The organism is Roseateles agri, assembly GCF_034043675.1.
In the GTDB taxonomy this organism is placed as follows: Bacteria; Pseudomonadota; Gammaproteobacteria; order Burkholderiales; family Burkholderiaceae_C; genus KK5.
In genome coordinates this window covers 440,912-465,277 of the sequence record NZ_JAXCLA010000005.1, presented here as the reverse complement: position 1 = coordinate 465,277, position 24,366 = coordinate 440,912, and the positions used below count along the sequence as shown (strand labels likewise).

Below are 24,366 nucleotides of genomic sequence, written 5' to 3'. Positions count from 1 at the left end.
CCCTGGGCTCGTCTGTAGGACGTCAGGCCATGATGGCTGGGTTGGAGCGCCTGGCTTCGTTGGTGAAGGTACCGTCAGACACCGAGCGGGCCGTGCACTGCGATTGACGCCTCGGGTCCCGCTTCCCATACTCGCCTTGGCCGCGTCGCTTGAAGGTGCCGCACGCCTGACCTGGAACCCCATGCTCAAGATGCCCTGTGACGACACCATGATCCGCCACGGGCCCGCGGCGAGCCCTTGCACGCGCATCGCGCAGCGCTGGACCTTGCTGGCCGCGATCCTCGGTTCCAGCATGGCGTTCATGGACGGCACGGTGGTCAACGTCGCATTGCCTGCGATCCAGCGCAGCCTTCGCGCGTCGGCCGCGGACGCGCAGTGGATCGTCGAGTCCTATGCGCTCTTTCTCGCGGCGCTGCTCCTGGTGGGCGGGGCGCTCGGCGACCGCCTGGGGCGCCGGCGTGTGTTCGTGGTCGGCGTCTCGATCTTCACCGTGGCATCTGCCATCTGCGCCGCGGCGCGCAACGCAGACGCGCTCGTGCTGGCGCGTGCCTTGCAGGGTATCGGCGCGGCGCTGCTCGTGCCGGGGAGCCTCGCACTGCTCAGCGCTGGCTTCGAGGAGGGCGAGCGCGGACGGGCCATCGGCACCTGGTCGGCCTTCAGCGGTGTCACCGCGGCGATCGGACCGGTGGTGGGAGGCTTTCTTGTCGACCACCTGTCCTGGCGCTGGGCCTTTCTGCTGAACCTGCCGCTCGGCATCGCACTCGTGATCCTGAGCATCGCCAAAGTCCCGGAGAGCCGTGGCGCCAGCGCCCAGGCCCCGTTGGATTTCGCCGGCGCGACGAGCGCCACCTTGGGGCTCGCTGGGATCGTATTCGCCCTGATCGAGGCCCCCGCGCGAGGCTGGGGATCGGGCATCGTGATCCTCGCCGGCGCTGTTGGCGTCGCGGCGCTCGCCGCCTTCCTCATGATCGAGGCGCGTGTGCGCGACCCGATGCTGCCCTTGATCCTGTTCCGGATTCGTGACTTCTCGGGCGCCAACTTGCTGACGCTGCTGCTCTACGCCGCGCTCGGGGGCAGTCTGTATTTCTTCCCGCTGAACCTGATTCAGGTGCAGGGCTACAGCGCAACGGCCGCAGGCGCGGCCTTGCTGCCGTTCATCGCGATCATGTTCATGCTTTCGCGCTGGGCGGGCTCGTTGGTCGACCGCGTGGGCGCGAAGCTGCCCCTCGTTCTTGGCCCGGCTATCGCGGCTGCGGGCTTCGCCGCATTCGCCCGGCCCGGGGTGGGCGCGGACTACTGGACGGACTTTCTGCCTGCCGTGTGCCTGCTCGGCACTGGCATGGCGGTGACGGTGGCGCCGCTGACGACGACGGTGATGAACGCCGTCGACCCTTCCCATGCGGGTACAGCGTCCGGCGTGAACAACGCGGTCTCCCGCACGGCGAGCCTGTTGGCGATAGCGGCCTTTGGCATGGTTCTGGCGGCCGCCTTCGACACGCGGCTGGACGAGGCGCTTGCGAGCCTTCACCTGCCTGCAGGCGCGCTTGAGGCGATCACTTCGCAACGCCATCGGCTCGCCGGTCTTGAACTGTCGCCCGGTCTGCCCGGCGAGGTCGCTGCGCAGGCGAAGGCGGCCGTGGGGGAGGCCTTCGTGGCGGGGTTTCGCCAAGTCATGTGGGTGTCCGCCGGTCTCGCGCTGTTCAGTGCGCTGGTGGCCTGGTGGACGATAGGTGCACGCACGGCGAGCGCCAGCGATCCGAAGCCTTGAGGGGTGATGCATCCGTCCTGACAGACGGGCGTGGGCGCTCAGACGTCTGCGCGAGGTCGGGTCAACAAGAAGGTCTCGAACGGCGCCAATTGGCCGCCAGGACCGGTGACGTCGTAGTAGGTCACCTTGATCGTCGTCGAACCGCCACGACCGGGTCCGGGGTCCACCTCGAAGGCCGCGAATCCGTAGGCGTGCGCGGCGTTCCGCACCGCGGACCACGGCGCGTGCTCCGTCACATAGACCGGTGCCCGCTTGCCCGTCACCGGGTCGGGTTCGCCGACGGCCGTGATCACCCGGCATTGCGGTGGCTCGAAGAACAGCTCGTTCGACGGAGCCGATGTACCGCCCCCGCCAATGACCATATGGACCGCGCCGTGTGTGGTGTCGATCCGGTCGGTGGCCGTGGCGCTGGGGATCGGCGTCAGCGTCCGGTTGGCTTCCTGCCCGCGGATCGGATGGGAGCGCTCGTAGTGGTGTTCGTGCCCGCACACGACCAGGTCGACGCCGTAGCGATCGAACAGGGGCATCCACTCCTCGCGGATGCCGAGATCGGCGCCGTTGAACTTGTCGGCGGTCGAGATCGCGACCTGGTGCATGCACACGACGACCCAGTCCACATCGCGGTTCGAGCGGGCGGTGGCCAGTTCCTTCTCGAGCCAGACCTTCTGGGCGCCGGCGGAGTAACCCCGTACGTAGCTGTTGCCGCCATCCTGGTAGGCCACGTCGTCGTTGGCGATGCTGATGACCCGCACCGAACCCGCCGTGAAGGCATACCAGAGTCCACGCGTCAGTTCCGTCTGGCCGGAGGCTTCGGGCACCGAGAAGTAGGTCTGGTAGGCCTGGTAGCCGATGGGACCATTGCCCAGTTCGTTCTCATGATTGCCCGGTGACGGCATCCAGGGGCGATTGCGCGCGCTGCGGCTGTTGTTCTCCCAGAAATCCCACCAGGTCCGCACCCGGTTCTCGGCGAGATTGGCGTAGCAGAGGTCGCCGTTGAACAGATGGAACAGAGGCTGCAGTCGCTCGACACCGGCCGTGGTGTCGCCGGCTGCCGGCGAGCCGAGGTTGTCGTTGACGAACGGCGGGTTCGGCAGGCTGACACCCGCCGGTGGAACAAAGCGCTTGCCCAGCGTTGGCGTACCCTGATCACCGAAGCTGGTGAACGTGAACGGCGCCCGCCCGCGCGGTGCCGTGCGGAAAGTGCCGAACTCCGGCGTCGCGCCTTCATGAAGGGCACCGTACAGGTAGGACGTTAGCGGCTGCAGCCGATGGATCTTGGCGTGGTGCGCGTAGACGATCTGCCCGGCCTTCGCATCGGTGTAGCTGACGGTCTCCGCCTGCACCGTCTGCTCGAACTTGCCGTCAGGCCGTCCCAAGACGACCCGAGGATTCCGGGCCGGCTGCAGCGTGTGCCAGGAGACCACGACCTGTGACGACGCATCGGCACCGAACTGGAGATGCAAGCCGGCCACCGGCGGTGTTGCCAGGGGAGCATCGTTCCTAGCTGGGACGGTTGCGCCATGAGCAGGCTGGATCGCAGCGATCGAGGCTGTGAGCGAAACGCCCCCAAGGCCTGCCGCAGCGAGCAGCCGGCGCCGACTGAGCGTGTCGGGCTGGATGTCATCGTTTGGTGTCATCGAGGCTTCCATTCGCTTGAGTCTGAAAGGCAGATTGCACTCGACGAATGTGACAGAAGAGTTCCAAGTGAGGGTCAGCACGGACATTGCACGATGCCGTGCAGGACCATCGCCACGTCAGCGACGTCTGCGTCGAGGAGCGACCGTCGATGGCTGTCGGATGTTCGGTGAGATCGGCGAAGATTGCCCAGTACCGCTTGTCGACCTGGAGCTCGCCCCTTGAGGAATTCCCAGCTTCTCATCGCAGTCGTCCTGTCTTGCGCAGCCGCGGCAGCGTCAGCCGGCGAACCGGAGATCCGCTGTCCAGGCAAGGGTCGGGTTGGGTGGCTTGCATGCAATGTCGTGGACCTCCAACAGCTTCAGGTTGAAACCGATCGGCTGTATCGGCTCGCTCTCAGTGACGCCAGCAAGAAGGCTTCGGCGTTGAACGCAGACCGGGAGAGCCTCGGGAAGGTGCTGCAAGCGTGCGAGGCGGACGTGGACGTTCGGCGCTGCGTACGCGACGCCTACGCGCTGAAGATTGCCGAGCTGCGTGCCGGTCTACCTCGCGAGACGCGAGATCCAACAAAGGTGTCCGTCGGACCGGTTGCGCTGCTATGCCCGTCGCTGGAGGGCGCTTGGTCCATCACATACCTGCAGCCAGGCGCACTGGCTGTGATCAGCACTCCACGAGGGTCGCGGGTGCTCGACAGCCTGGTGCGAGCGTCGGGTGAGCGCTATGGTGCTTTGACGTCCGAAGGGGAGCTTTCCTTGTTCGGCAAGCGCGGCGAATACCGGTTGAATCTACCGGATGGCCGCATGATCCCTTGCACCATGGACGAGCCGGATCGGCCTTGACGGCCTGCGGGCTCGGCCGCCTGCCCGGCTCGGTTTGTGGCGCACAGGAGATTTGATCTGTTCAGCAGCGCCGTGGGCAACGTGGACCATCTCGGCTGCACCAGTAGAGTCATGATCGTTCGGCAACGTGGTTTCGGACATGGAAGTTGCACTTTCAGAGTCGACAACTTCGAATCCACGACGAGCCAAGAAAAAAGCCCTTGATAAACAAGGGCTTAGATCATTTTGGCGGAGCAGGCGGGATTCGAACCCGCGGGGGGCTATTAACCCCCACACGCTTTCCAGGCGTGCGACTTAAACCACTCATCCACCGCTCCGAAGCCCGCCATCATAGCGCACTTTTGGGTGTTGAAGCCCCGGGCAGCGGCTTCTTCATCATGGCCATCGCGGTGCCGATCAGCGCGCTGACCTCGGTCATGTTGCCGGGCACGATCATCGTGTTGTTCTTCTGCGCGAGTTGAGCGTAGGCGTCGACGGCTTTCTCGGCCACTTTCAGTTGCACGGCCTGGTCGCCGCCGGGCTGCTGGATGGCGTCGGCGATCTTGCGGATTGCGCCCGCGGTGGCGTCGGCCACGGCGGTGATGGCGGCGGCCTCGCCGAGCGCCTTGTTGATCTCGGCTTGCTTCTCGCCTTCGGATCGAGCGATCGAGGCCTCGCGCTCGCCGGTGGCGATATTGATCTGTTCCTGGCGGCGGCCCTCGGATGCAGCGATCAGCGCGCGCTTCTCGCGCTCGGCGGTGATCTGCGCCTGCATCGCGTGCAGGATGGCCGGCGGCGGTGTCAGGTCCTTGATTTCGTAGCGCAGCACCTTGACGCCCCAGTTCAGCGCCGCCTCGTCCAGCGATTGCACGACGTGGCTGTTGATCGAATCGCGCTCTTCGAACGTGCGATCCAGCTCCATGCGGCCGATGACCGAGCGCAGCGTCGTCTGGGCGAGCTGCGTGATCGCGACGATGTAGTTGCTGGAGCCGTAGCTCGCGCGCATCGCGTCGGTGATCTGGAAGTAGAGGATGCCGTCGACGGTGAGCTGGGTGTTGTCGCGGGTGATGCAGACCTGGCTGGGGACGTCGAGCGGGATTTCCTTCAGCGAGTGCTTGTAGGCCAGGCGATCGACGAAGGGTACGAGGATGTTGAGGCCCGGTGTCAATGTCGCGTGGTACTTGCCCAGGCGCTCGACGACCCAGGCATGCTGCTGGGGCACCACCTTCAGCGATTGCGCGACGAAGATGATGGCGATGACGAGAAGAATCAGTGCAATTTCCATGAAGGCCTCAGGAGAAGGGAATCAGCGGTCCAGGATCAGGCAACTGCCGTCGATCGCGCGGATCACGTAGCGGCCGGCAGCGGGCGGTGCATCTGCGCCGGCATAGCGCGCGCGCCAGGCGGCGCCGCGGTAGTTGACTCGGGCCGAGCCATCCGGCGACCAGGCTTCGACCTGCACGGCCTGGCCGATGTCGAGGTTGACGTCCGGGTTGGCTGCGGCCGGCGGGGCGCGGCGGTTGCCGCGCATGCGGTGCCACACGGCGACGGCGCCGCCGCCGATGATGGCCGCGCAGAGGACCTGCGCCGTGTCGCCGAAACCGAGGTGCGCGGCGATCGCGCCGGCCGCGCAGCCGATGGCCAGCATCAGCAGATAGAAGGTGCCCGTGGCCAGCTCGACGGCGACCAGCGCGCCGCATGCGATCCACCAGACGGTGGACGGGGAAATGTCCATGGATGTCTCCCGGATGGATGTTCTGGATGAGTGTACGCGGGGGTAACTTCCGTGCCCTACACTTCGCGCCTTCGTTTTTCACCCCTAGCCCACTGGAGGCTGCCAGATGCTGCGCTTTCGCTTTCCCATCGTCATCATCGACGAGGACTACCGCTCCGAGAACACCTCGGGCCTGGGCATCCGCGCGCTGGCGGACGCCATCCAGAAAGAGGGCTTCGAAGTGCTGGGTGTTACCAGCTACGGGGACCTGAGCCAGTTCGCCCAGCAGCAGAGCCGCGCGGGTGCCTTCATCCTGTCGATCGACGACAACGAGTTCACCGCGGGGCCGGAGCTCGACCCCGCCGTCGTGAACCTGCGCAAGTTCATCGAAGAGATCCGCTTTAAGAACGCCGACATCCCGATCTACGTGTACGGCGAGACGCGCACCTCGCAGCATCTGCCGAACGACGTGCTGCGTGAACTGCACGGCTTCATCCACATGTTCGAGGACACGCCGGAGTTCGTGGCGCGCCACATCATCCGCGAGGCCCGCAGCTACCTGGACGGGCTGGCGCCGCCGTTCTTCAAGGCGCTGATGGACTATGCGCAGGACGGCTCCTACTCCTGGCACTGCCCCGGCCACTCGGGCGGCGTGGCCTTCCTGAAGAGCCCGGTGGGGCAGATGTTCCACCAGTTCTTCGGCGAGAACATGCTGCGTGCGGACGTCTGCAACGCGGTGGAAGAACTCGGCCAGCTGCTGGACCACACGGGCCCGGTCGCGGCCTCGGAGAAGAATGCGGCGCGCATCTTCAATGCGGACCACTGCTTCTTCGTCACCAACGGAACGAGCACCAGCAACAAGATGGTCTGGCACCACACGGTGGCGCCGGGCGATGTGGTCGTGGTGGACCGCAACTGCCACAAGAGCATCCTGCACTCGATCATCATGACCGGTGCCGTGCCTGTGTTCATGACGCCGACGCGCAACCACTACGGCATCATCGGACCTATTCCCGAGAGCGAGTTCTCGCCGGAGAACATCCGCAAGAAGATCGCCAAGAACCCGCTGCTCAAGGGCGTGGACGCCAAGAAGGTGAAGCCGCGCATCATGACGCTGACGCAGAGCACCTACGACGGAGTGCTCTACAACACCGAGACGATCAAGGCCAAGCTCGACGGCTGGATCGACACGCTGCACTTCGACGAAGCCTGGCTGCCGCACGCCGCCTTCCACAATTTCTACGGCTCCTACCACGCGATGGGCAAGCATCGCCAGCGCCCGAAGACGGCCATGGTCTACGCCACGCAGTCCACGCACAAGCTGCTGGCCGGCCTGAGCCAGGCCTCGCAAGTGCTGGTGCAGGACTCGCAGAACGTGAAGCTCGACAGGCACCTCTTCAACGAGGCCTACCTGATGCACACGTCGACGAGCCCGCAGTACTCGATCATCGCCAGCTGCGACGTGGCCGCCGCGATGATGGAGCCGCCCGGCGGCACGGCGCTGGTGGAGGAGAGCCTCTCCGAGGCGCTGGACTTCCGCCGCGCGATGCGCAAGGTCGAGAAGGACTATGGCAAGCAGGACTGGTGGTTCAAGGTCTGGGGCCCGGACAAGGTCGTGAACGAGGGCATCGGCAAGTCAGCCGACTGGATGCTCAAGGCCAACGAGAAGTGGCACGGCTTCGGCCCGATCGAGGCCGGCTTCAACATGCTGGACCCGATCAAGTCCACGGTGATCACGCCGGGCCTGGACATGAGCGGCAAGTTCGCCAAGACCGGCATCCCGGCCAGCATCGTCACCAAGTTCCTGGCCGAGCACGGCGTGGTCGTCGAGAAGACGGGCCTGTACTCGTTCTTCATCATGTTCACCATCGGCATCACCAAGGGCCGCTGGAACACGCTGCTGACGGCGTTGCAGCAGTTCAAGGACGACTACGACAAGAACGCGCCGATCTGGCGCATCCTGCCCGAGTTCGCCGCCGCCCATCCGCGCTACGAGCGCATGGGCCTGCGCGACCTCTGCCAGAGCATCCACGAGGCCTACGCCAAGGGCGACATCGCACGCCTGACGACCGAGGTCTACCTGTCCGACCTGGAGCCGGCGATGAAGCCCAGCGATGCGTATGCCTACATCGCGCACCGCAAGACCGAGCGCGTGGAGATCGACGCGCTCGAAGGCCGCGTGACCACCGCGCTGCTGACGCCCTATCCGCCGGGCATCCCGCTGCTGATCCCCGGCGAGCGCTTCAACAAGCGCATCGTCGACTACCTGAAGTTCACCCGCGACTTCAACGCAAGTTTCCCGGGCTTCGCGACCGACGTGCACGGTCTGGTTGCGGAGACGGGGGATGACGGGAAGGTGAGGTATTACGTGGATTGCGTGGCGGCTTGATCGCCGCGTCACCAGTCACGCGCATCGGCGCGCGTGACTGGTGAATTCGGAGGCGCTGTAGCTCAGGCTTCGCCCGTCATCGCCACATGGCTAAACCCGCCATCCACGTAAATGATCTCCGAGCTGATCCCGCCCGCCAGATCCGAGAACAGGAAGGCGGCCGTGTTGCCGACGTCGTCGATCGTCACGTTGCGGCGGATTGGCGCACTGGCGGCGAACTGGGTCAGCATCTTGCCGAAATCCTTGATGCCGGAGGCGGCCAGCGTTTTGATCGGGCCCGCCGAGATGCCGTTGACGCGCACGCCCTTGGCGCCCAGGTCGTAGGCCAGGTAGCGCACGCTGGCTTCCAGGGCGGCCTTGGCCAGGCCCATGGTGTTGTAGTTGGGCACGTAGCGGTCGGCGCCGAGGTAGCTCAGCGTCAGCAACGAGGCGCCGGCGCGCAGGCGCGGCGCGGCGAGCTTGGCCATGGCCGGGAAGCTGTAGGCCGAGATGTCGTGGGCGATGCGGAAATTCTCGCGGGTCAGGCCGTCGAGGAAGTTGCCGGCGATCGCGTCGCGCGGGGCAAAGCCGATCGAGTGGACGAAGCCGTCGAATTCGGGCCAGACGGCGCCGAGGTCGGCGAACAGCTTCTCCATCTGGGCGTCGTCGCTGACATCGCAGTCGTAGACCAGGCTGGAGCCGAATTCGGCGGCGAACTCGGTGATCCGGTCCTTGAAGCGCTCGCCTTGGTAGCTGAAGGCCAGTTCGGCCCCTTCACGGTGGCAGGCCCGTGCGATGCCGTAGGCGATCGAACGGTTGGACAGCACGCCTGTAATCAGCAGTCGCTTGCCGGCGAGAAAACCCATGGTGGCTCCTTGTATCGAAATCAGCCCGGGATTCTGTCATGCCAATGCGTCGGCCGGACCGGTCGGCTTGCCGGCATGGTGCTTGCATAGTACAATCCCTGTTTTGCGACGGAGCCCATCAACGCATGGGTGACAGTTGCAAAGCTGGACCGGGGCAGGTGAATGGGCTCGGGTCACAGTGCGTAAGTTGGGCGGATTCATCCAGCCCATTTTTTTTGCTTGATCGATTTTCGCCTTTGACGACCACCCTCGATACACCGCCGATGAACCAGAGCTGGCAAGCCGCTGTGGAAACAACCGTGACCGGTCTCGGTTACGAGCTCGTGGACTGCGAACGCAGCGCCGGGGGCTTGCTGCGCGTGTCCATCGACAAGCTGCCCGAGCAGGTGGCGGCCGGCGAGGTAATCACCGTCGACGATTGCGAGCGTGTCACACGCCAGCTGCAGTATGTGCTCGAGGTGGAAGCGGTCGATTACCAGCGCTTGGAGGTCTCCTCGCCCGGCATGGATCGCCCGCTGAAGAAGGCGGCCGACTATGCCCGCTTTGCCGGCCAGGAGGTTGCGCTGACGCTGAAGGTGCCGTTCCAGGGCCGCAAGCGCTACCAGGGCATCCTCGCGGCGGAAGGCGAGGGTTGGCGCATCGTGTTCAACGACGGCAAGGTCGATCAGGCGATGGATTTTTCCCTTGATGAAGTGCGCGAGGCTCGGCTGGTGCCGGTCACGCCGTTCAAGGGACGCAACAGCGGCGGCCAAAAGCCGGCCGCTGGCAACAAGAAGCCCGCGGGCGCCGCTTCGAAGACGAAGAAGCAAGAAGGCGCCGTCGCAACGGGGCGCAAGACGGGTCACAAGGTACACGGAGGTCTGGATCAATGAACCGCGAACTGTTGATGTTGGTGGATGCAATTTCGCGCGAGAAGAGCGTGGAGCGCGATGTCGTGTTCGGCGCGGTGGAAGCCGCGTTGGCGTCGGCCACCAAGAAGTTGTATGGCGGCGAAGCCGATATCCGCGTTTCGGTTGATCGCGACTCCGGGGAGTACGAAACCTTCCGCCGCTGGCACGTCGTGCCGAATGAAGCCGGTCTGCAGGTGCCCGACGCCGAGATCCTGCTGTTCGAAGCGCAGGAGCAGATCCCCGACATCGAGGTGGAAGACCACATCGAGGAGCCGGTCGAATCCGTGCCGATCGGCCGTATCGGCGCGCAGGCCGCCAAGCAGGTGATCCTGCAGAAGATCCGCGATGCGGAGCGCGAGCAGCTGCTGAACGACTTCCTCTCGCGCGGCGAGAAGATCTTCGTCGGCACCGTCAAGCGCCTGGACAAGGGCGACATCATTGCCGAGTCCGGCCGCGTGGAAGGCCGCCTGAAGCGCAACGAAATGATCCCGAAGGAAAACCTGCGCACCGGCGACCGTGTCCGCGCAGTGATCCTGGGCATCGATCCGACGCAGCGCGGCCCGCAGATCATGCTGTCGCGCTCCAGCGGCGAGTTCATGAAGGAACTGTTCGCGCAGGAAGTGCCCGAAATCGAACAGGGTCTGCTGGAGATCAAGAGCGCTGCCCGCGATGCCGGCAGCCGCGCCAAGATCGCCGTGCTGAGCCACGACAAGCGTGTCGACCCGATCGGCACCTGCGTTGGCGTGCGCGGTTCGCGCGTCAACGGCGTGACGAACGAGCTCGCCGGCGAGCGCGTGGACATCGTGCTGTGGTCGGAAGACCCGGCGCAGTTCGTCATCGGCGCGCTGGCGCCGGCGAACGTGCAATCGATCGTCGTGGACGAAGAACGCCACGCGATGGACGTCGTGGTGGACGAGGAAAACCTCGCCATCGCGATCGGCCGTGGCGGCCAGAACGTGCGGCTCGCTTCCGAGCTGACCGGCTGGCGCATCAACATCATGTCGGCCGAGGAATCCGCGGCCAAGCATGAACTGGAAACGGAGACCATCCGCAAGCTCTTCGTCGACAAGCTCGACGTGGACAGCGAGGTCGCCGACATCCTCATCGCCGAGGGGTTCACCAGCCTGGAAGAAGTGGCCTACGTGCCTATGCAGGAAATGCTGGAGATCGAGGCCTTCGACGAAGACACGGTCAACGAATTGCGCACCCGGGCCAAGGATGCGCTGTTGACGATGGAAATCGCCCGCGAGGAAAAGGTCGAGGAGGTCTCGCAAGACCTGCGCGATCTGGAAGGCGTGTCGCCTGAGCTGATCGCCAAGCTCGCGGCCGGCGATATCCACACCCGTGACGATCTGGCCGACCTGGCCGTCGACGAACTCGTCGAAATGGCCGGCCTGGACGAGGCGGCTGCCCGCACGCTGATCATGAAGGCGCGCGAGCACTGGTTCACTGCCTGAACCTGAATATCAATAACAGGCACCGACCACCACTCGCTCCAGCAGCACCGAACGCAAAAGTATTCAAGGAAAACCCACAATGGCTGTGACCACCGTCGCCCAGTTTGCCGCAGAGCTTCAAAGGCCTGCGAGCACGCTGCTTGAGCAGCTTCAAGCAGCAGGCGTCAAGAAGGCGTCGTCCGACGACGCCCTCAACGAGGCCGATAAAGAGCGCCTGCTCGAACACCTGCGCAGCGCCCACGGCACCGCGCAAGGCGATCGCAAGAAGATCACCCTGACCCGCAAGTCCACCAGCGAGATCAAGCAGGCGGATGCTTCCGGCAAGGCCCGCACGATCCAGGTCGAAGTCCGCAAGAAGCGCACCTTCGTCAAGCGCGACGAAGCTGGCGGCGGTGACGATCCGGCCGCCGCTGCGGCCGAGGAAGCCGACCTGCAGCGCCGCGAGGACGAAGCCAAGGCCCAGGCCGAGGCGCTGCGCCAGCAGGAGGAAGAACTCGCCGCTCGCGTCCGCGAGCGCGAGGCCGCCGAGCGTGCCGCCAAGGAAGCCGAGGAACAGCGTCGCCAGGAGCGCCTGGCTGCCGAAGCGCGTGCTGCTGAAGAAGCCGCGGCCGCTGCCAAGGCTGCGGCGGAAGCTGCGAAGGCAGCCCCGAAGGCCGCTCCGCGCCAAACCGCCGAAGCCGCTGCCGCCGAAGCTGCCGCGATCAATCGCGCTGCCGCTGCCAAGCGCGCCGCGCCGGCCGCTGCACCCGTGGCCCCGGCCGAACCGGCCCCGGTCGCTGCTGTTGCCGCCCCGGCCCCCGCACCGGCTGCCGAGGCTCCGGCCCCCGCCGCGCCGGTCGATGCACCGAAGCCCGCACTGCGCGTGGTGAAGGCCGTCGATGTCGGCGTCGAGGAGAAGCAGAAGCAGGTCGACCTGGAGCGCCGCCGCAAGGCCGCCGAGGCCGAGGCCGCTGCCATCCGCGCGATGATGAACGCGCCGAAGAAGGTGATGGTCGCCAAGAAGGAAGAGCCGGCCAAGCCGGCCGAGGCGGCAGCCCCTGGCATCAAGGGAACGATCCACAAGAAGGCGGGCGCACCCGCTGCGCCGGGCACGGCTGCGCCTGCTGCGGCCAAGCCGGGCGACAAGAAGTCCGTCAAGTCCGAGAAGCTGTCGTCCAGCTGGGCCGATGACAAGAAGCGCGGTCCGAGCAAGCCCGGCGCACCGGCCGGCGCTGCCCGTCCGGGCCCCGGAGGCTGGCGTGCGCCGGCCCGCGGTGGCGCGGGTGGCCGTCGCGGCGGTCGTGGTGACGATCGCGGTGCCTCGTCCAACTTCCAGCCGGCTGTCGAGCAGCAGGTGCAGGAAGTGCATGTGCCCGAAACCATCTCGGTGGCCGATCTGGCGCACAAGATGTCGGTCAAGGCGTCCGAGGTCATCAAGCAATTGATGAAGCTGGGTCAGATGGTCACCATCAACCAGCAGCTGGACCAAGAGACCGCGATGATCCTGGTCGAGGAAATGGGCCACAAGGCGTTCGCCGCCAAGCTGGACGATCCCGACGCCTTCCTCGAGGAAGAGGGCACCGCTGCCGAGTCGGCGCACGAATCGCTGCCGCGCGCACCGGTCGTCACCGTCATGGGTCACGTCGACCACGGCAAGACCTCGCTGCTGGACTACATCCGCCGTGCCCGTGTGGCCGCGGGCGAAGCCGGCGGCATCACGCAGCACATCGGCGCGTATCACGTCGAGACGCCGCGCGGCATGGTCACCTTCCTGGACACCCCGGGTCACGCGGCCTTCACGGCCATGCGTGCTCGTGGCGCCACCGCCACCGACATCGTCATCCTCGTGGTGGCGGCGGACGACGGCGTGATGCCTCAGACCAAGGAAGCCATCCACCACGCGAAGGCCGCTGGCGTGCCGATCGTGGTCGCGATGACCAAGAGCGACAAGCCCGATGCCAACCCCGAGCGCGTCAAGAGCGAGCTGGTGGCCGAGCAGGTCGTGCCGGAAGAGTTCGGCGGTGAATCGCCGTTCATCGCCGTGTCCTCCAAGACCGGTCAGGGCATCGACGAACTGCTGGAGCAGGTGCTGCTGCAGGCCGAAGTGCTGGAGCTGAAGGCGCCGGTCGAGTCGATGGCCAAGGGCCTCGTCATCGAAGCCAAGCTGGACAAGGGCCGCGGCCCGGTCGCCACGGTGCTGGTGCAGAGCGGTACGCTCAAGCGCGGCGACGTCGTGCTGGCTGGTTCCACCTTCGGCCGCGTCCGCGCGATGCTGGACGAGGACGGCAAGCCGAGCACCGAGGCCGGCCCGTCGATCCCCGTCGAGATCCAGGGCCTGACCGAAGTGCCGCAGGCCGGCGACGAGTTCATGGTGCTGGGCGACGAGCGCCGTGCGCGTGAAATCGCCACCTTCCGTTCGGGCAAGTACCGCGACGTGAAGCTGGCTCGCCAGCAGGCCGCCAAGCTGGAGAACATGTTCTCCGACATGGCTGCCGGCGACGTGCAGACGCTGCCGCTGATCATCAAGGCTGACGTGCAGGGTTCGCAGGAGGCCTTGGCCACCTCGCTGCTCAAGCTGTCGACCGACGAGGTCAAGGTGCAGGTCGTGCACGCGGCGGTGGGCGGCATCAGCGAGTCCGACGTCAACCTGGCGATCGCCTCCAAGGCCATCATCATCGGCTTCAACGTGCGTGCCGATGCCGGCGCGCGCAAGCTGGCCGAAGGCAATGGCGTGGACCTGCGCTACTACAACATCATCTACGACGCCGTGGACGATGTGAAGGCAGCGATGGGCGGCATGCTGGCGCCGGAGCAGCGCGAAGAAGCGCTGGGCACGGCCGAGATCCGCACGGTGTTCGTGGCTTCCAAGATCGGCACGGTGGCCGGTTCGATGGTCACCTCGGGCCTGGTCCGTCGCGGCGCGCGTTTCCGCTTGCTGCGCGAGAACGTGGTCATCTACACGGGCGAGGTCGAATCGGTCCGCCGGATGAAGGACGACGTCAAGGAAGTCAAGGAAGGCTTCGAGTGCGGTATCAAGCTGAAGAACTACAACGACATCGCCGAGGGCGACGTGCTGGAAATCTTCGAAATCAAGGAAGTCGCCCGCACGCTGTAAGCGTACGCTTCGCCTAGGTGCTAACCCCGCCCCTGGGCGGGGTTCGCCACTTCAGGAGCTCATCAATATGCGACATAAACGAGCCATCCCGAACCGCGGTTTCCGCATCGCCGACCAGATCCAGCGCGACCTGGCCGAGCTGATCCGCGAGCTGAAGGATCCGCGCATCAAGATGCCGACGATCTCGGCCGTCGAGGTGACGCCGGACTACGCGCACGCCAAGGTCTTCTTCTCCGTGCTGGTCGGCGATCCGCAGGAAACGCAGGAGGCCTTGAACGAGGCCGCCGGCTACCTGCGCAACGGCCTGTTCAAGCGCCTGCAGATCCACACGGTGCCGAGCCTGCACTTCCACTTCGACCGCACGACCGAACGCGCCGCCGAGATGGGGGCGCTGATCTCCCAGGCCAATGCCACCCGCGCGCTGGACGACGAACCCAATGACTGAAGCCAGGAAGCAACGCATCCAGCGCCGCCCGGTTCACGGGGTGCTGCTGCTCGACAAGCCGCTGGGCCTGTCGAGCAACGATGCATTGCAGAAGGCCAAGTGGCTGCTGCGCGCCGAGAAGGGCGGCCACACCGGCACGCTGGACCCGCTGGCCACCGGCCTGCTGCCGCTGTGCTTCGGCGCGGGCACCAAGTTCAGCCAGGTCAGCCTCGATGCCGACAAGGGCTACCTGGCGACGCTGAATCTCGGCGTTACCACGACCACCGGCGACGCCGAGGGCGAGGTGCTGGAGCGCCGCGAGGTCACGGCCACCCGCGCCCAGATCGAGGCCGTCGTCGCGAAATTCGTCGGCGAGATCGACCAGGTGCCGCCGATGTACTCGGCGCTGAAGCACGAAGGCCGGCCGCTGTACGAATACGCCCGTGCCGGCATCCACATCGAGCGCCCGTCGCGCCGCGTGACGATTCATCGCGCGGACATCGTCGGTTTCGACAATGCCCTGCTGACCCTGGACGTCAGCTGCAGCAAGGGCACCTACATCCGCACGCTGGCCGAGGACATCGGCCGCGAACTCGGCTGCGGCGCGTCCCTGGCGGCGCTGCGGCGTACCAAATCAGGCCCCTTGACGGTGGACCGGGCGGTCTCGCTCGATGCGCTGGCGGCCATGAACGAAGTGGAGCGTGAAGCCTTGCTTCACCCCCCCGACTCGCTGCTGGCCGACTGGCCCGCGCTGTCGCTGGACGGTGACGAGGCCGCGCGTTTTCTCACGGGCCTTCGCCGGCGCGTGAAGGCGCAGGACGCCGAAAACGTCCGGGTCTACGGGCCGCAGCCCAAGGCCTTCCTCGGCAGTGCCCACATCAAGTCCGGCGAACTGATCGCCGATCGTTTACTGAGCCCGCAGGAAGTCGAAAGTCTCCTGAGCGCCGCCTGAGTTTCATGAAAGAAAGAGTCGTATGAGCAACCGACAGATCCGCAACATCGCCATCATTGCCCACGTTGACCATGGCAAGACCACGATGGTCGACCAACTGCTGCGCCAGAGCGGCACCTTCGCCGAGCACGAGAAGGTCGTCGACACCGTGATGGACAGCAATGCCATCGAACGCGAGCGCGGCATCACCATCCTGGCCAAGAACTGCGCGGTCAGCTGGGAAGGCACGCACATCAACATCGTCGACACGCCGGGACACGCGGACTTCGGCGGCGAGGTCGAGCGCGCGCTGTCGATGGTCGACGGCGTCGTGCTGCTGATCGACGCGCAGGAAGGCCCGATGCCGCAGACCCGCTTCGTCACGAAGAAGGCGCTGGCCCTGGGCCTGAAGCCCATCGTCGTGGTGAACAAGGTCGACAAGCCGGGCGCCAAGCCCGACGCCGTCATCAACGCCGCCTTCGACCTGTTCGACAAGCTCGGCGCCACCGACGAGCAGCTGGACTTCCCGGTCGTCTACGCCTCCGGCATCAACGGCTGGACCTCGCTGGAAGAAGGCGCGCCGGGCGAGCAGTGGGGCCCCGACATGTCGGCCCTGTTCAACACCGTGCTGAAGCACGTGCCGGCGCACGCCGGTGATCCGGCCGCCTCGCTGCAGCTGCAGATCTCGGCGCTTGATTTCTCGACTTTCGTCGGACGCATCGGCGTCGGCCGTATCAACCAGGGCACGCTGAAGCCGGGCATGGACGTGGTCGTGATGGAAGGCCCGGACGGCAAGTCCGTCAAGGGTCGCGTCAACCAGGTGCTGACCTTCCAGGGCCTGGACCGCGTGCAGACGCCCGAAGCCGAGCCGGGCGACATCGTGCTGATCAACGGCCTGGAAGACATCGGTATCGGCGTCACCGTCACCAGCGTTGCCGATCCGGCGCCGCTGCCGATGCTGAAGGTGGACGAGCCGACGCTGACGATGAACTTCTGCGTCAACACCAGCCCGCTGGCCGGCCGCGAAGGCAAGTACGTCACCAGCCGCCAGATCTGGGACCGCCTGCAGAAGGAACTGCAGAGCAACGTCGCGCTGCGCGTCAGCGAGACCGACGAAGACGGCATCTTCGAAGTGATGGGCCGCGGCGAACTGCACCTGACCATCCTGCTGGAGAACATGCGCCGCGAAGGCTACGAGCTGGCCGTGTCGAAGCCGCGCGTCGTGTTCCAGACCATCAACGGCGAGAAGCACGAGCCGATCGAGCTGGTCACCGCCGACGTGGAAGAGAACCACCAGGGCGGCGTGATGCAGGCCCTGGGCGAGCGCAAGGGCGAGCTGGTGAACATGGAGCCGGACGGCCGTGGCCGCGTGCGCCTCGAGTACCGCATTCCGGCCCGTGGCCTGATCGGTTTCACCAACGAGTTCCTGAACCTGACCCGCGGTTCGGGCCTGATCTCCAACATCTTCGACGGCTACGAGCCGCACAAGGGCGAGATCGCCGGCCGCAAGAACGGCGTGCTGATCTCGATGGATGCCGGCGAGATCTTCACCTACGCGCTTGGCAAGCTGGACGATCGCGGCCGCATGTTCGTGAAGCCGAACGATCCGGTCTACGAAGGCATGATCGTCGGCATCCACAGCCGCGAGAACGACCTGGTCGTCAACGCCACGCGTACCAAGCAGCTGACCAACTTCCGCGTCAGCGGCAAGGAAGACGCGATCAAGATCACGCCCCCGATCGACCTGACGCTGGAGTACGGCGTCGAGTTCATCGAGGACGACGAACTGGTCGAGATCACGCCGAAGAGCGTGCGCCTGCGCAAGCGTTTCCTGACCGAGAATGAGCGCAAGCGCGCTTCGCGCGCCTGATCGCCTCACCGCATCGAACACGGCCCCGAACGGGGCCGTTCTTACATGAGCCATCGAAAAGCCGTCCTGCTGATGATCGTCGTCACGCTGCTGTGGAGCAGCGCCGGCGTCGTCACGCGCCAGCTCGAGGAGGCGCGCAGCTTCGAGGTCACCTTCTGGCGCAGCGGCTTCAACACGCTGTTCCTCGCGGCGATCCTGGCCTTCCAGCGCGGCACCGCGCTGCTGAGCCAGTTGCGGAGCGCGCCGCGCGCCGTCTGGGTGTCGGGTCTTGCCTGGAGCGTGATGTTCACCGCCTTCATGGTGGCGCTGACCCTGACCAGCATCGCCAACGTGCTGGTGACGATGGCGCTGGGGCCGCTGCTGACGGCGCTGTTCTCGCGCGTGTTCCTGCACCACCGGCTGCCGCTGCGCACCTGGGTGGCGATCCTCGTCGGCTCGGCGGGCATCGCCTGGATGTTCGGCCACGAGTTCCGCGGCGGGGAGGGCATGCTGGGCATCCTCGTCGCCCTGGGCGTGCCGATCGCCGCTGCCACGAACTGGACGGTGCTTCAGCACGCGGCCGGCCAGGACGATGCCGAGCCCGACGAGCCAGCGCCGGCCAACGACATGCCGCTGGCCGTGCTCATCGGCGCGGCGATTTCCGCACTACTCGCGCTGCCGCTGGCCTGGCCCACCCATGCCGGTGCGCATGACCTGACCCTGCTGGCCGGCCTCGGCCTGTTCCAGCTGGCCGTGCCCTGCCTGCTGGTCGTGCAGGTGACGCGCGTGCTGGCCGGGCCCGAGGTGGCCCTGCTGGGCCTGCTGGAGGTGATCTTCGGCGTGCTGTGGGCCTGGCTGCTCGCGGGTGAAAATCCGTCGTCCGCGACAATCGTCGGCGGTGCGCTGGTGCTGGCGGCGCTCGTCGGCAACGAGCTGCTGGCCTGGCGCACAACATCAAGAATTGACGGAGCTACGAAGGCATGACGATTCCCGCATTGCAGTCCGAGGGCCAGATCACGGCCGAAGTGAACGGCTGCCTGGGCCTGATCACGCTGAACCGCCCGCAGGCGCTGAACGCGCTCTCGCTGGCGATGATTCGCGACCTGACCACACTGTTGAACGCCTGGGCCGCCGACCCCGCGATCCAGGCCGTGGCCATCCTCGGCGCGGCCCGCCCGGGCAAGGCGCCGGCCTTCTGCGCCGGTGGCGACATCCGCTTCTTCCATGCGGCGGTGCTGGCCGGTGACGACTCGATCGAAGCCTTCTTCACCGAGGAGTACCGCCTCAACCACCTGATCCACCACTACGCCAAGCCCTTCGTCGCGCTGATGGACGGCATCGTGATGGGTGGCGGCATGGGCATCAGCCAGGGCTCGAAGATGCGCGTGCTGACCGAGCACTCCAAGCTCGCGATGCCCGAGACCAATATCGGCCTGTTCCCCGACGTCGGCGGCGGCCACTTCCTGGCCAACTGCCCGGGTCGCAGCGGCGAATGGCTGGCGCTGACCGGTGATGCGATCGGTGCAGCCGATGCGATCGAGCTGGGCCTGGGCGATGTGTTCGTGCCGGCTCAGCAGATGGCAGGCCTGGTCGATGCGCTGCGCAGCGGCGAGATGCCGACGGCCGAGCACGTCGTGGCCGCCGTGATGCAGCGTGTCGACGTCGCGCCGCCGGCCCCGCACTTCGAGCGGCTGGCGCAGATCGACCGGCATTTCGGCCAGGCGGACGTGCCGGCGATCCTGGCCTCGCTGGCGGACGATCCCGATGCGTGGGCGCAGCAGACCTGCGCGACCCTGCTGAAGCGCTCGCCGCTGATGCTGGCCGTCACCCTGGAGCAGGTGCGCCGCGCCCGCTCGATGAGCCTGGCCGACGATCTGCGCATGGAGCGCGACATCGTCTACCGCTGCTTCCACCTGCGCCCCGGCACCGCCAGCGAGACGATGGAAGGCATCCGCGCGCTGGCCGTGGACAAGGACCACACGCCGCGCTGGAACCCGGCGAGCCTCGACGGCGTCACGCGCGAACAGGTCCTGGCCTTCTTCGAAAGCCCCTGGCCTGCGAATCAACACCCCTTGAAGGATCTGGCATGAAGCATCAGGTCATCTACGACACCGACCCCGGCATCGACGATGCGATGGCCCTGTGGCTGCTCGCACGCAGCCCGGCCATCGAACTGCGCGCGATCACGACCGTGTTCGGCAACGCGTCGGTCGAAACCACCACGCGCAACGCGCTGTCGCTCAGCACGCTATACGGCCTGAAGCTGCCGGTGGCCGCCGGTGCCCCCAAGGCGCTGGCCGCGACGGAGGAGGGCGACTATCCGGCCCACGTGCACGGCGAGGACGGACTGGGTGGCCTGGCCGCCAGCGCCGCACCGGCCAACGAACTGCTGGACCCGCGCCCGGCCCATGAGCTGATCTGCGACATGGTCAACGCCGAGCCCGGCGCGATCACGCTGATCGCCGTCGGCCCGTTCACCAACCTCGCGCTGGCGCTGCAGCACGATCCGACCATCGTCTCCAAGGTCAAGCAGGTGATCCTGATGGGCGGCGCCTTCGGCACGCTGGGCCATGCCGGCAACGTGACGCCGGTGGCCGAGGCCAACGTGATCAACGACCCCGAGGCGGCGGATCTGGTGCTGACGGCGGCCTGGCCCATCGTCGTCGTCGGCCTCGACGTCACGCAGCAGGTGGTGATGGACGAGGACTACCTGTCGAGCCTGCAGGGCAGGGGCGGCAAGGTGGGCGACTTCCTCTGGCAGGCCACCCGCCACTACCAGGACTTCTACAGCGAGGTCGCCGGCATCCGCGGCATCTATTCGCACGATGCCAGCGCGGTGGCCTACGCCATCGACCCGTCCGCCTTCACCTTGCGCCGCGGCCCGATCCGCGTCGTCTGCGAAGGCATGGCGCGCGGTCAGACGATCCAGGACCATCGCAACCTGGGCCTGCCCGGTGGCCACCCCGGCCGTGCCGCCTGGACCGGCCGGCCGGTCCAGCAGGCCTGCATCGGCGTCGACGCCGCCCGCGTGATCGAGATCTTCGACAGCGCGTTCAACTGAAGGAACAGAACATCATGACCAAGATCCTCAAGCCCAAGTGGATGGTGACCCTGGCCCCCGGCAGCGCCGACGTGCTGACCGACCACGCGCTGGTCATCGACGGCGAGCGCATCGCCGACGTGCTGCCCCGCGCCGAGGCCGAGGCGAAGTACCCACAGGCCGAATCGGTCGAGTTGGGCAGCCACGTGCTGATCCCCGGCCTGATCAACGGCCACACCCACTCGGCCATGTCGCTGCTGCGCGGCGTCGCCGACGACCTGCCGCTGATGGACTGGCTGAACCACCACATCTGGCCGCTGGAGAAGAAGTGGGTCACCGAGGACTGGACCTACCAGGGCTCGCTGCTGTCCGCCGCCGAGGCCCTGCGCGGCGGCGTGACCTACCTGAACGACATGTACTTCTTCCCCACCGCGATGGCTCGCGCGGCAGTGGATGCGGGCATCCGCGCGGGCGTGTCGATCAACGTGATCGACTTCCCTACCGGTTACGCCGCCAACGCGCAGGACTACATCGCCAAGGGCCTGGCCGCCTACGAGCAGTTCAAGGGCGAGAAGCTGCTCGACTGGACCAGCGCTCCGCACGCGCCCTACACCGTCTCCGACGAGACCTTCGTCGCGCTGCGCGAACTGGCCGAGAAGCACGACCTGCAGATGCACTGCCACATCCACGAGACCCAGTTCGAAGTGGACGAGAGCGTCAAGCAGCACGGCATGCGCCCGCTGGAGCGCCTGAACAAGCTGGGCCTGCTGAACGAGCAGATGATGGCCGTGCACATGGTCCATCTGAACGAGGACGAGATCGCCATGCTGGCGCGCCAGAAGGTGCACCTCGTCCACAACCCGAACTCCAACCTGAAGCTGGCCTCCGGCATCTGCCCGGTGACGGCGTTGGAAACGGCCGGCGTCAACACCATCCTCGGCACCGACGGCGCCGCCTCCAACAACCGCCAGGACATGTTCGGCGAGATCCGTGCCGCCGCGTTGCTGGCCAAGGGCTCCACGCAGAACCCCACCACCGTCTCCGCCCGCACCGCGCTGGAGATGGCCACCATCCGCGCCGCGAAGGCGATGGGCCGCGGCGACGACCTGGGCTCGCTGGAGGCCGGCAAGCTGGCCGACGTGGTCGCCGTCTCGCTCGACGCCGTCGAATGCCGCCCGGTCTACAACGCGCTGGCGCAACTGGTTTACGTGGCTGGCCGCGAGCACGTGTCCGACGTGTGGGTCGGCGGCCGTCAGGTGCTGAAGGGCCGTGAGCTGACGACGATCGACGTCGGTTCGCTGCTGGAGCGCACGGAAGCCATCGTGCATCGGATGCAAACGGAGCGCTGAGCCGAAAAAAGAAGCGCGCTCGACATCCGCCGCCGAAAGCCGGTGGGCCGGGGCGGCGTCCAGGGCAATCAGGGATCGCCGGCGGGAGCGTCGTCCAGGCGCTCCGACCCGATTCCGCCCTGGGCGCTGCCCCGGCCCACCGGCTTTCCCGCACCGACTCCACGCTCCTGCTAGGCTGCCAGCCATCCCAGGCCTTAACCCAGGAGTTCGACGCCATGCCCCCGTTCCACCTCGCCTTCCCGGTCCGTAACCTGGCCGAAGCCCGTGCCTTCTACGGCGACCTGCTCGGTTGCCCCGAAGGCCGCAGTTCAGCCGAGTGGATCGACTTCAATTTCCACGGCCACCAGATCGTCGCCCACCTGGCGCCGGACGAATGCGGCCACAAGGCGACCAACGCCGTCGATTCGCACAACGTGCCGGTCCGCCATTTCGGCCTGGTGCTGTCCATGGAGCAGTGGGAGGCCCTGGCCGACAAGCTGCGCGCCGCCGGCACCCAGTTCGTCATCGAGCCCTACATCCGCTTCAAGGGCGAGGTCGGCGAGCAGGCAACGATGTTCTTTCTCGACCCGTCCGGCAACGCCATCGAGTTCAAGGCGTTCAAGAACATCGAGTCGCTGTTTGCGAAGTAGACGATCTTGAAAATCGTTTCATGAATCGTTTCATTAATCGATCCATCTGAGAACGATTTACCTATATATTCTCCGTATAAAACTGTGCGGAGAATCGTTTCATGGCTGACGCGGTCGATGAGCTGTTGGGCCTGCTGCGCCAGCGTCATCTGCTCGCTGCGCAAGCCTTGCGCGATGCGCTGCGGATCAGTCCGCCGACGTTGATGCGGGCCGTTCGCCAGGCGGGCGAACAGGTGTTGACGATCGGCCGGGCGCGTCGCACGGCCTACACGCTGCGGCGCCCGCTGCGCGGCAGCCTTGCCCCGCTTCCGCTGTACAGCATCGGTACCGATGGCCGGGCCGAGACGGTGGCGCAATTGCACCTGGGACACCCAGACGGCACGCTGGTCGAAGTTGCCAACGCGGACCGCTTCGAATGGCCGCTGGCCCAGGCCGGTACGCGGATGCGGGACGGCTGGTTCGAAGGCTTGCCCTACTTCCTGCAGGACATGCGCCCTCAGGGCTTCCTCGGCCGCCGGTTCGCCCGCGACCATGCCGCGCTGCTGCAACTGGCCGAGAACCCGCAGGACTGGTCCGATGACGACGCGCTGTACGCGCTCTCGCTGCTCGGCTCGGACCAGAGCGGCAACTTCATCATCGGCGACGCTGCTTTCCACCACTGGCAAGCCCAGGCGGAGGTCCCGATCACCGCTGGCGACGAACTGCGGTCCTATGCCGAGCTGGCCCAGTTGGCGATGGCTTTCGGCCCGGCCGGCTCCTCGGTGGCCGGCGAGTTCCCGAAGTTCACGGCGCTGCGCGATGACGAGGGCACGCCGCGGCATGTGCTGGTCAAGTTCTCCGGCTCGGACGACTCGCCCGGCACGCAGCGCTGGTCGGACCTGCTGGTGTGCGAGCAGCTCGCCTCGACGCTGGTCGGCACTTTGCCCGGCTTGCAGGGCACGGCCAGCCGCATCCTGCGCGGCGAGGGGCGCACCTTCTTCGAAGTCGGCCGCTTCGACCGGCACGGCCTGCTGGGGCGCTCGGGCCTGTGCTCATGGGCTGCCATCAATGCGGACTGGTTCGGCCTGGCCGGACGCTCCTGGGCCGACGGCGCGGCGGCGTTGGCGGCTGCCGGACTGATCGATGCGCAAGCGCAGGCCGCCGTGCAGCGGCTCGCTTTCTTCGGCCAGTTGATCGCCAACACCGACATGCACGACGGCAATCTTTCCTTTGAACCCGGCCCCGCAGCTTCGCTGAGGCTGGCGCCGGTCTACGACATGCTGCCGATGGCCTACCGCCCGCAGGCCGGCGTCGAGCTGCCCGTTGTCGACTTCACGCCGCGCCTGCCGCTGCCGCCGCAGCGCGAGGCTTGGGTGCTGGCGGCCGAGGCGGCGCAGCGCTTCTGGGCGCAGGCGGCAGACGATGCGCGGATCTCGGCTGGTTTTCGCGCGATCTGTGCCGACAACCAGCAGCGCGTCGCCGCCGCATACCGTCGAGTCTGAGCGTTCGGACCCGGCGCCCTCGGTAGAATCCCGGGTTTCGCCGTCGTTCCTTC

At 66.5% G+C, this 24,366-nt stretch carries 18 protein-coding genes, 1 tRNA gene and 1 pseudogene; 15 read left to right on the top strand and 5 right to left on the bottom strand.

The window, feature by feature from the left end:
* Positions 1 to 181: 181 nt before the first annotated feature.
* Positions 182 to 1,768: an MFS transporter gene (locus tag SNE35_RS17550; RefSeq protein WP_320424223.1), complete on the top strand. Its 1,587-nt coding sequence runs from the start codon at positions 182 to 184 to the stop codon at positions 1,766 to 1,768.
* 38 nt (positions 1,769 to 1,806) lie between these two features.
* Here the strand turns inward: SNE35_RS17550 and SNE35_RS17545 are convergent, their stop codons facing one another.
* Positions 1,807 to 3,492 (bottom strand): purple acid phosphatase family protein, encoded by a 1,686-nt coding sequence (locus tag SNE35_RS17545; RefSeq protein WP_320424222.1) that lies wholly within the window; start codon positions 3,490 to 3,492, stop codon positions 1,807 to 1,809.
* A gap of 255 nt (positions 3,493 to 3,747) precedes the next feature.
* Between SNE35_RS17545 and SNE35_RS17540 the strand changes: the two genes are divergently transcribed.
* Positions 3,748 to 4,242, top strand: coding sequence for a lysozyme inhibitor LprI family protein (locus tag SNE35_RS17540; RefSeq protein WP_320424221.1), 495 nt, complete (start codon positions 3,748 to 3,750; stop codon positions 4,240 to 4,242).
* Positions 4,243 to 4,468: 226 nt separating this feature from the next.
* Here SNE35_RS17540 and SNE35_RS17535 read toward each other — a convergent pair.
* From SNE35_RS17535 to SNE35_RS17525, 3 genes are all read right to left on the bottom strand, one after another.
* A tRNA-Ser gene (locus tag SNE35_RS17535) sits at positions 4,469 to 4,559 on the bottom strand.
* A gap of 11 nt (positions 4,560 to 4,570) precedes the next feature.
* Complete coding sequence (locus tag SNE35_RS17530) at positions 4,571 to 5,506, bottom strand: SPFH domain-containing protein (RefSeq protein ID WP_320424220.1); 936 nt, start codon at positions 5,504 to 5,506, stop codon at positions 4,571 to 4,573.
* A 21-nt stretch (positions 5,507 to 5,527) separates the two neighbouring features.
* The gene (locus tag SNE35_RS17525) at positions 5,528 to 5,956 is read right to left on the bottom strand and encodes an NfeD family protein (protein WP_320424219.1); all 429 of its coding nucleotides are present in this window, start codon (positions 5,954 to 5,956) and stop codon (positions 5,528 to 5,530) included.
* 106 nt (positions 5,957 to 6,062) lie between these two features.
* Between SNE35_RS17525 and SNE35_RS17520 the strand changes: the two genes are divergently transcribed.
* Positions 6,063 to 8,324, top strand: coding sequence for an arginine/lysine/ornithine decarboxylase (locus tag SNE35_RS17520; protein WP_320424218.1), 2,262 nt, complete (start codon positions 6,063 to 6,065; stop codon positions 8,322 to 8,324).
* Positions 8,325 to 8,386: 62 nt separating this feature from the next.
* Here the strand turns inward: SNE35_RS17520 and fabI are convergent, their stop codons facing one another.
* Entirely contained in the window at positions 8,387 to 9,169 is a 783-nt protein-coding gene (gene fabI / locus SNE35_RS17515) for an enoyl-ACP reductase FabI (protein WP_320424217.1), read from the bottom strand.
* A 263-nt stretch (positions 9,170 to 9,432) separates the two neighbouring features.
* On the opposite strand from fabI, the pseudogene rimP reads away from it, so the two are divergent.
* The 12 genes and pseudogenes from rimP to yjjJ form a co-directional block, all read left to right on the top strand.
* Positions 9,433 to 9,906, top strand: a pseudogene (rimP, locus tag SNE35_RS17510) (ribosome maturation factor RimP); the annotation flags it as partial.
* Between the two features lie 131 nt (positions 9,907 to 10,037).
* Positions 10,038 to 11,516, top strand: a complete 1,479-nt coding sequence (gene nusA / locus SNE35_RS17505) for a transcription termination factor NusA (protein ID WP_320424216.1) — start codon at positions 10,038 to 10,040, stop codon at positions 11,514 to 11,516.
* Positions 11,517 to 11,595: 79 nt separating this feature from the next.
* Complete coding sequence (gene infB / locus SNE35_RS17500; RefSeq protein WP_320424215.1) at positions 11,596 to 14,610, top strand: translation initiation factor IF-2; 3,015 nt, start codon at positions 11,596 to 11,598, stop codon at positions 14,608 to 14,610.
* A gap of 67 nt (positions 14,611 to 14,677) precedes the next feature.
* Positions 14,678 to 15,055 carry a 30S ribosome-binding factor RbfA gene (rbfA, locus tag SNE35_RS17495; protein WP_320424214.1) on the top strand — a complete coding sequence of 126 codons (378 nt, stop codon included), beginning with the start codon at positions 14,678 to 14,680 and terminating at the stop codon, positions 15,053 to 15,055.
* Positions 15,048 to 15,986: a tRNA pseudouridine(55) synthase TruB gene (gene truB, locus SNE35_RS17490; protein ID WP_320424213.1), complete on the top strand. Its 939-nt coding sequence runs from the start codon at positions 15,048 to 15,050 to the stop codon at positions 15,984 to 15,986. The genes rbfA and truB overlap by 8 nt, the downstream gene beginning before the upstream one ends.
* 22 nt (positions 15,987 to 16,008) lie before the next feature.
* Positions 16,009 to 17,835 carry a translational GTPase TypA gene (gene typA / locus SNE35_RS17485; RefSeq protein ID WP_320424212.1) on the top strand — a complete coding sequence of 609 codons (1,827 nt, stop codon included), beginning with the start codon at positions 16,009 to 16,011 and terminating at the stop codon, positions 17,833 to 17,835.
* Positions 17,836 to 17,880: 45 nt separating this feature from the next.
* Positions 17,881 to 18,798, top strand: a complete 918-nt coding sequence (locus tag SNE35_RS17480; protein ID WP_320424211.1) for a DMT family transporter — start codon at positions 17,881 to 17,883, stop codon at positions 18,796 to 18,798.
* Positions 18,795 to 19,904 carry an enoyl-CoA hydratase/isomerase family protein gene (locus tag SNE35_RS17475; protein WP_320424210.1) on the top strand — a complete coding sequence of 370 codons (1,110 nt, stop codon included), beginning with the start codon at positions 18,795 to 18,797 and terminating at the stop codon, positions 19,902 to 19,904. The genes SNE35_RS17480 and SNE35_RS17475 overlap by 4 nt, the downstream gene beginning before the upstream one ends.
* Positions 19,901 to 20,875, top strand: a complete 975-nt coding sequence (locus tag SNE35_RS17470) for a nucleoside hydrolase (protein WP_320424209.1) — start codon at positions 19,901 to 19,903, stop codon at positions 20,873 to 20,875. The genes SNE35_RS17475 and SNE35_RS17470 overlap by 4 nt, the downstream gene beginning before the upstream one ends.
* 14 nt (positions 20,876 to 20,889) lie before the next feature.
* Entirely contained in the window at positions 20,890 to 22,203 is a 1,314-nt protein-coding gene (locus tag SNE35_RS17465; protein WP_320424208.1) for a TRZ/ATZ family hydrolase, read from the top strand.
* 215 nt (positions 22,204 to 22,418) lie between these two features.
* On the top strand, positions 22,419 to 22,832 hold the full coding sequence (locus SNE35_RS17460) for a VOC family protein (RefSeq protein WP_320424207.1): 414 nt from the start codon (positions 22,419 to 22,421) through the stop codon (positions 22,830 to 22,832).
* Positions 22,833 to 22,933: 101 nt separating this feature from the next.
* Positions 22,934 to 24,313, top strand: a complete 1,380-nt coding sequence (yjjJ, locus tag SNE35_RS17455) for a type II toxin-antitoxin system HipA family toxin YjjJ (RefSeq protein WP_320424206.1) — start codon at positions 22,934 to 22,936, stop codon at positions 24,311 to 24,313.
* Positions 24,314 to 24,366 lie beyond the last annotated feature (53 nt).

What these genes read in the sequence shown, in the direction of transcription:
- SNE35_RS17550 (WP_320424223.1), top strand. Translation starts at nt 182, where the DNA reads ATGCTCAAGATGCCCTGTGACGACACCATGATCCGCCACGGGCCCGCG.
- SNE35_RS17545 (WP_320424222.1), bottom strand. Translation starts at nt 3,492, where the DNA reads ATGTCCGTGCTGACCCTCACTTGGAACTCTTCTGTCACATTCGTCGAG.
- SNE35_RS17530 (WP_320424220.1), bottom strand. Translation starts at nt 5,506, where the DNA reads ATGGAAATTGCACTGATTCTTCTCGTCATCGCCATCATCTTCGTCGCG.
- SNE35_RS17525 (WP_320424219.1), bottom strand. Translation starts at nt 5,956, where the DNA reads ATGGACATTTCCCCGTCCACCGTCTGGTGGATCGCATGCGGCGCGCTG.
- SNE35_RS17520 (WP_320424218.1), top strand. Translation starts at nt 6,063, where the DNA reads ATGCTGCGCTTTCGCTTTCCCATCGTCATCATCGACGAGGACTACCGC.
- fabI (WP_320424217.1), bottom strand. Translation starts at nt 9,169, where the DNA reads ATGGGTTTTCTCGCCGGCAAGCGACTGCTGATTACAGGCGTGCTGTCC.
- nusA (WP_320424216.1), top strand. Translation starts at nt 10,038, where the DNA reads ATGAACCGCGAACTGTTGATGTTGGTGGATGCAATTTCGCGCGAGAAG.
- infB (WP_320424215.1), top strand. Translation starts at nt 11,596, where the DNA reads ATGGCTGTGACCACCGTCGCCCAGTTTGCCGCAGAGCTTCAAAGGCCT.
- rbfA (WP_320424214.1), top strand. Translation starts at nt 14,678, where the DNA reads ATGCGACATAAACGAGCCATCCCGAACCGCGGTTTCCGCATCGCCGAC.
- truB (WP_320424213.1), top strand. Translation starts at nt 15,048, where the DNA reads ATGACTGAAGCCAGGAAGCAACGCATCCAGCGCCGCCCGGTTCACGGG.
- typA (WP_320424212.1), top strand. Translation starts at nt 16,009, where the DNA reads ATGAGCAACCGACAGATCCGCAACATCGCCATCATTGCCCACGTTGAC.
- SNE35_RS17480 (WP_320424211.1), top strand. Translation starts at nt 17,881, where the DNA reads ATGAGCCATCGAAAAGCCGTCCTGCTGATGATCGTCGTCACGCTGCTG.
- SNE35_RS17475 (WP_320424210.1), top strand. Translation starts at nt 18,795, where the DNA reads ATGACGATTCCCGCATTGCAGTCCGAGGGCCAGATCACGGCCGAAGTG.
- SNE35_RS17470 (WP_320424209.1), top strand. Translation starts at nt 19,901, where the DNA reads ATGAAGCATCAGGTCATCTACGACACCGACCCCGGCATCGACGATGCG.
- SNE35_RS17465 (WP_320424208.1), top strand. Translation starts at nt 20,890, where the DNA reads ATGACCAAGATCCTCAAGCCCAAGTGGATGGTGACCCTGGCCCCCGGC.
- SNE35_RS17460 (WP_320424207.1), top strand. Translation starts at nt 22,419, where the DNA reads ATGCCCCCGTTCCACCTCGCCTTCCCGGTCCGTAACCTGGCCGAAGCC.
- yjjJ (WP_320424206.1), top strand. Translation starts at nt 22,934, where the DNA reads ATGGCTGACGCGGTCGATGAGCTGTTGGGCCTGCTGCGCCAGCGTCAT.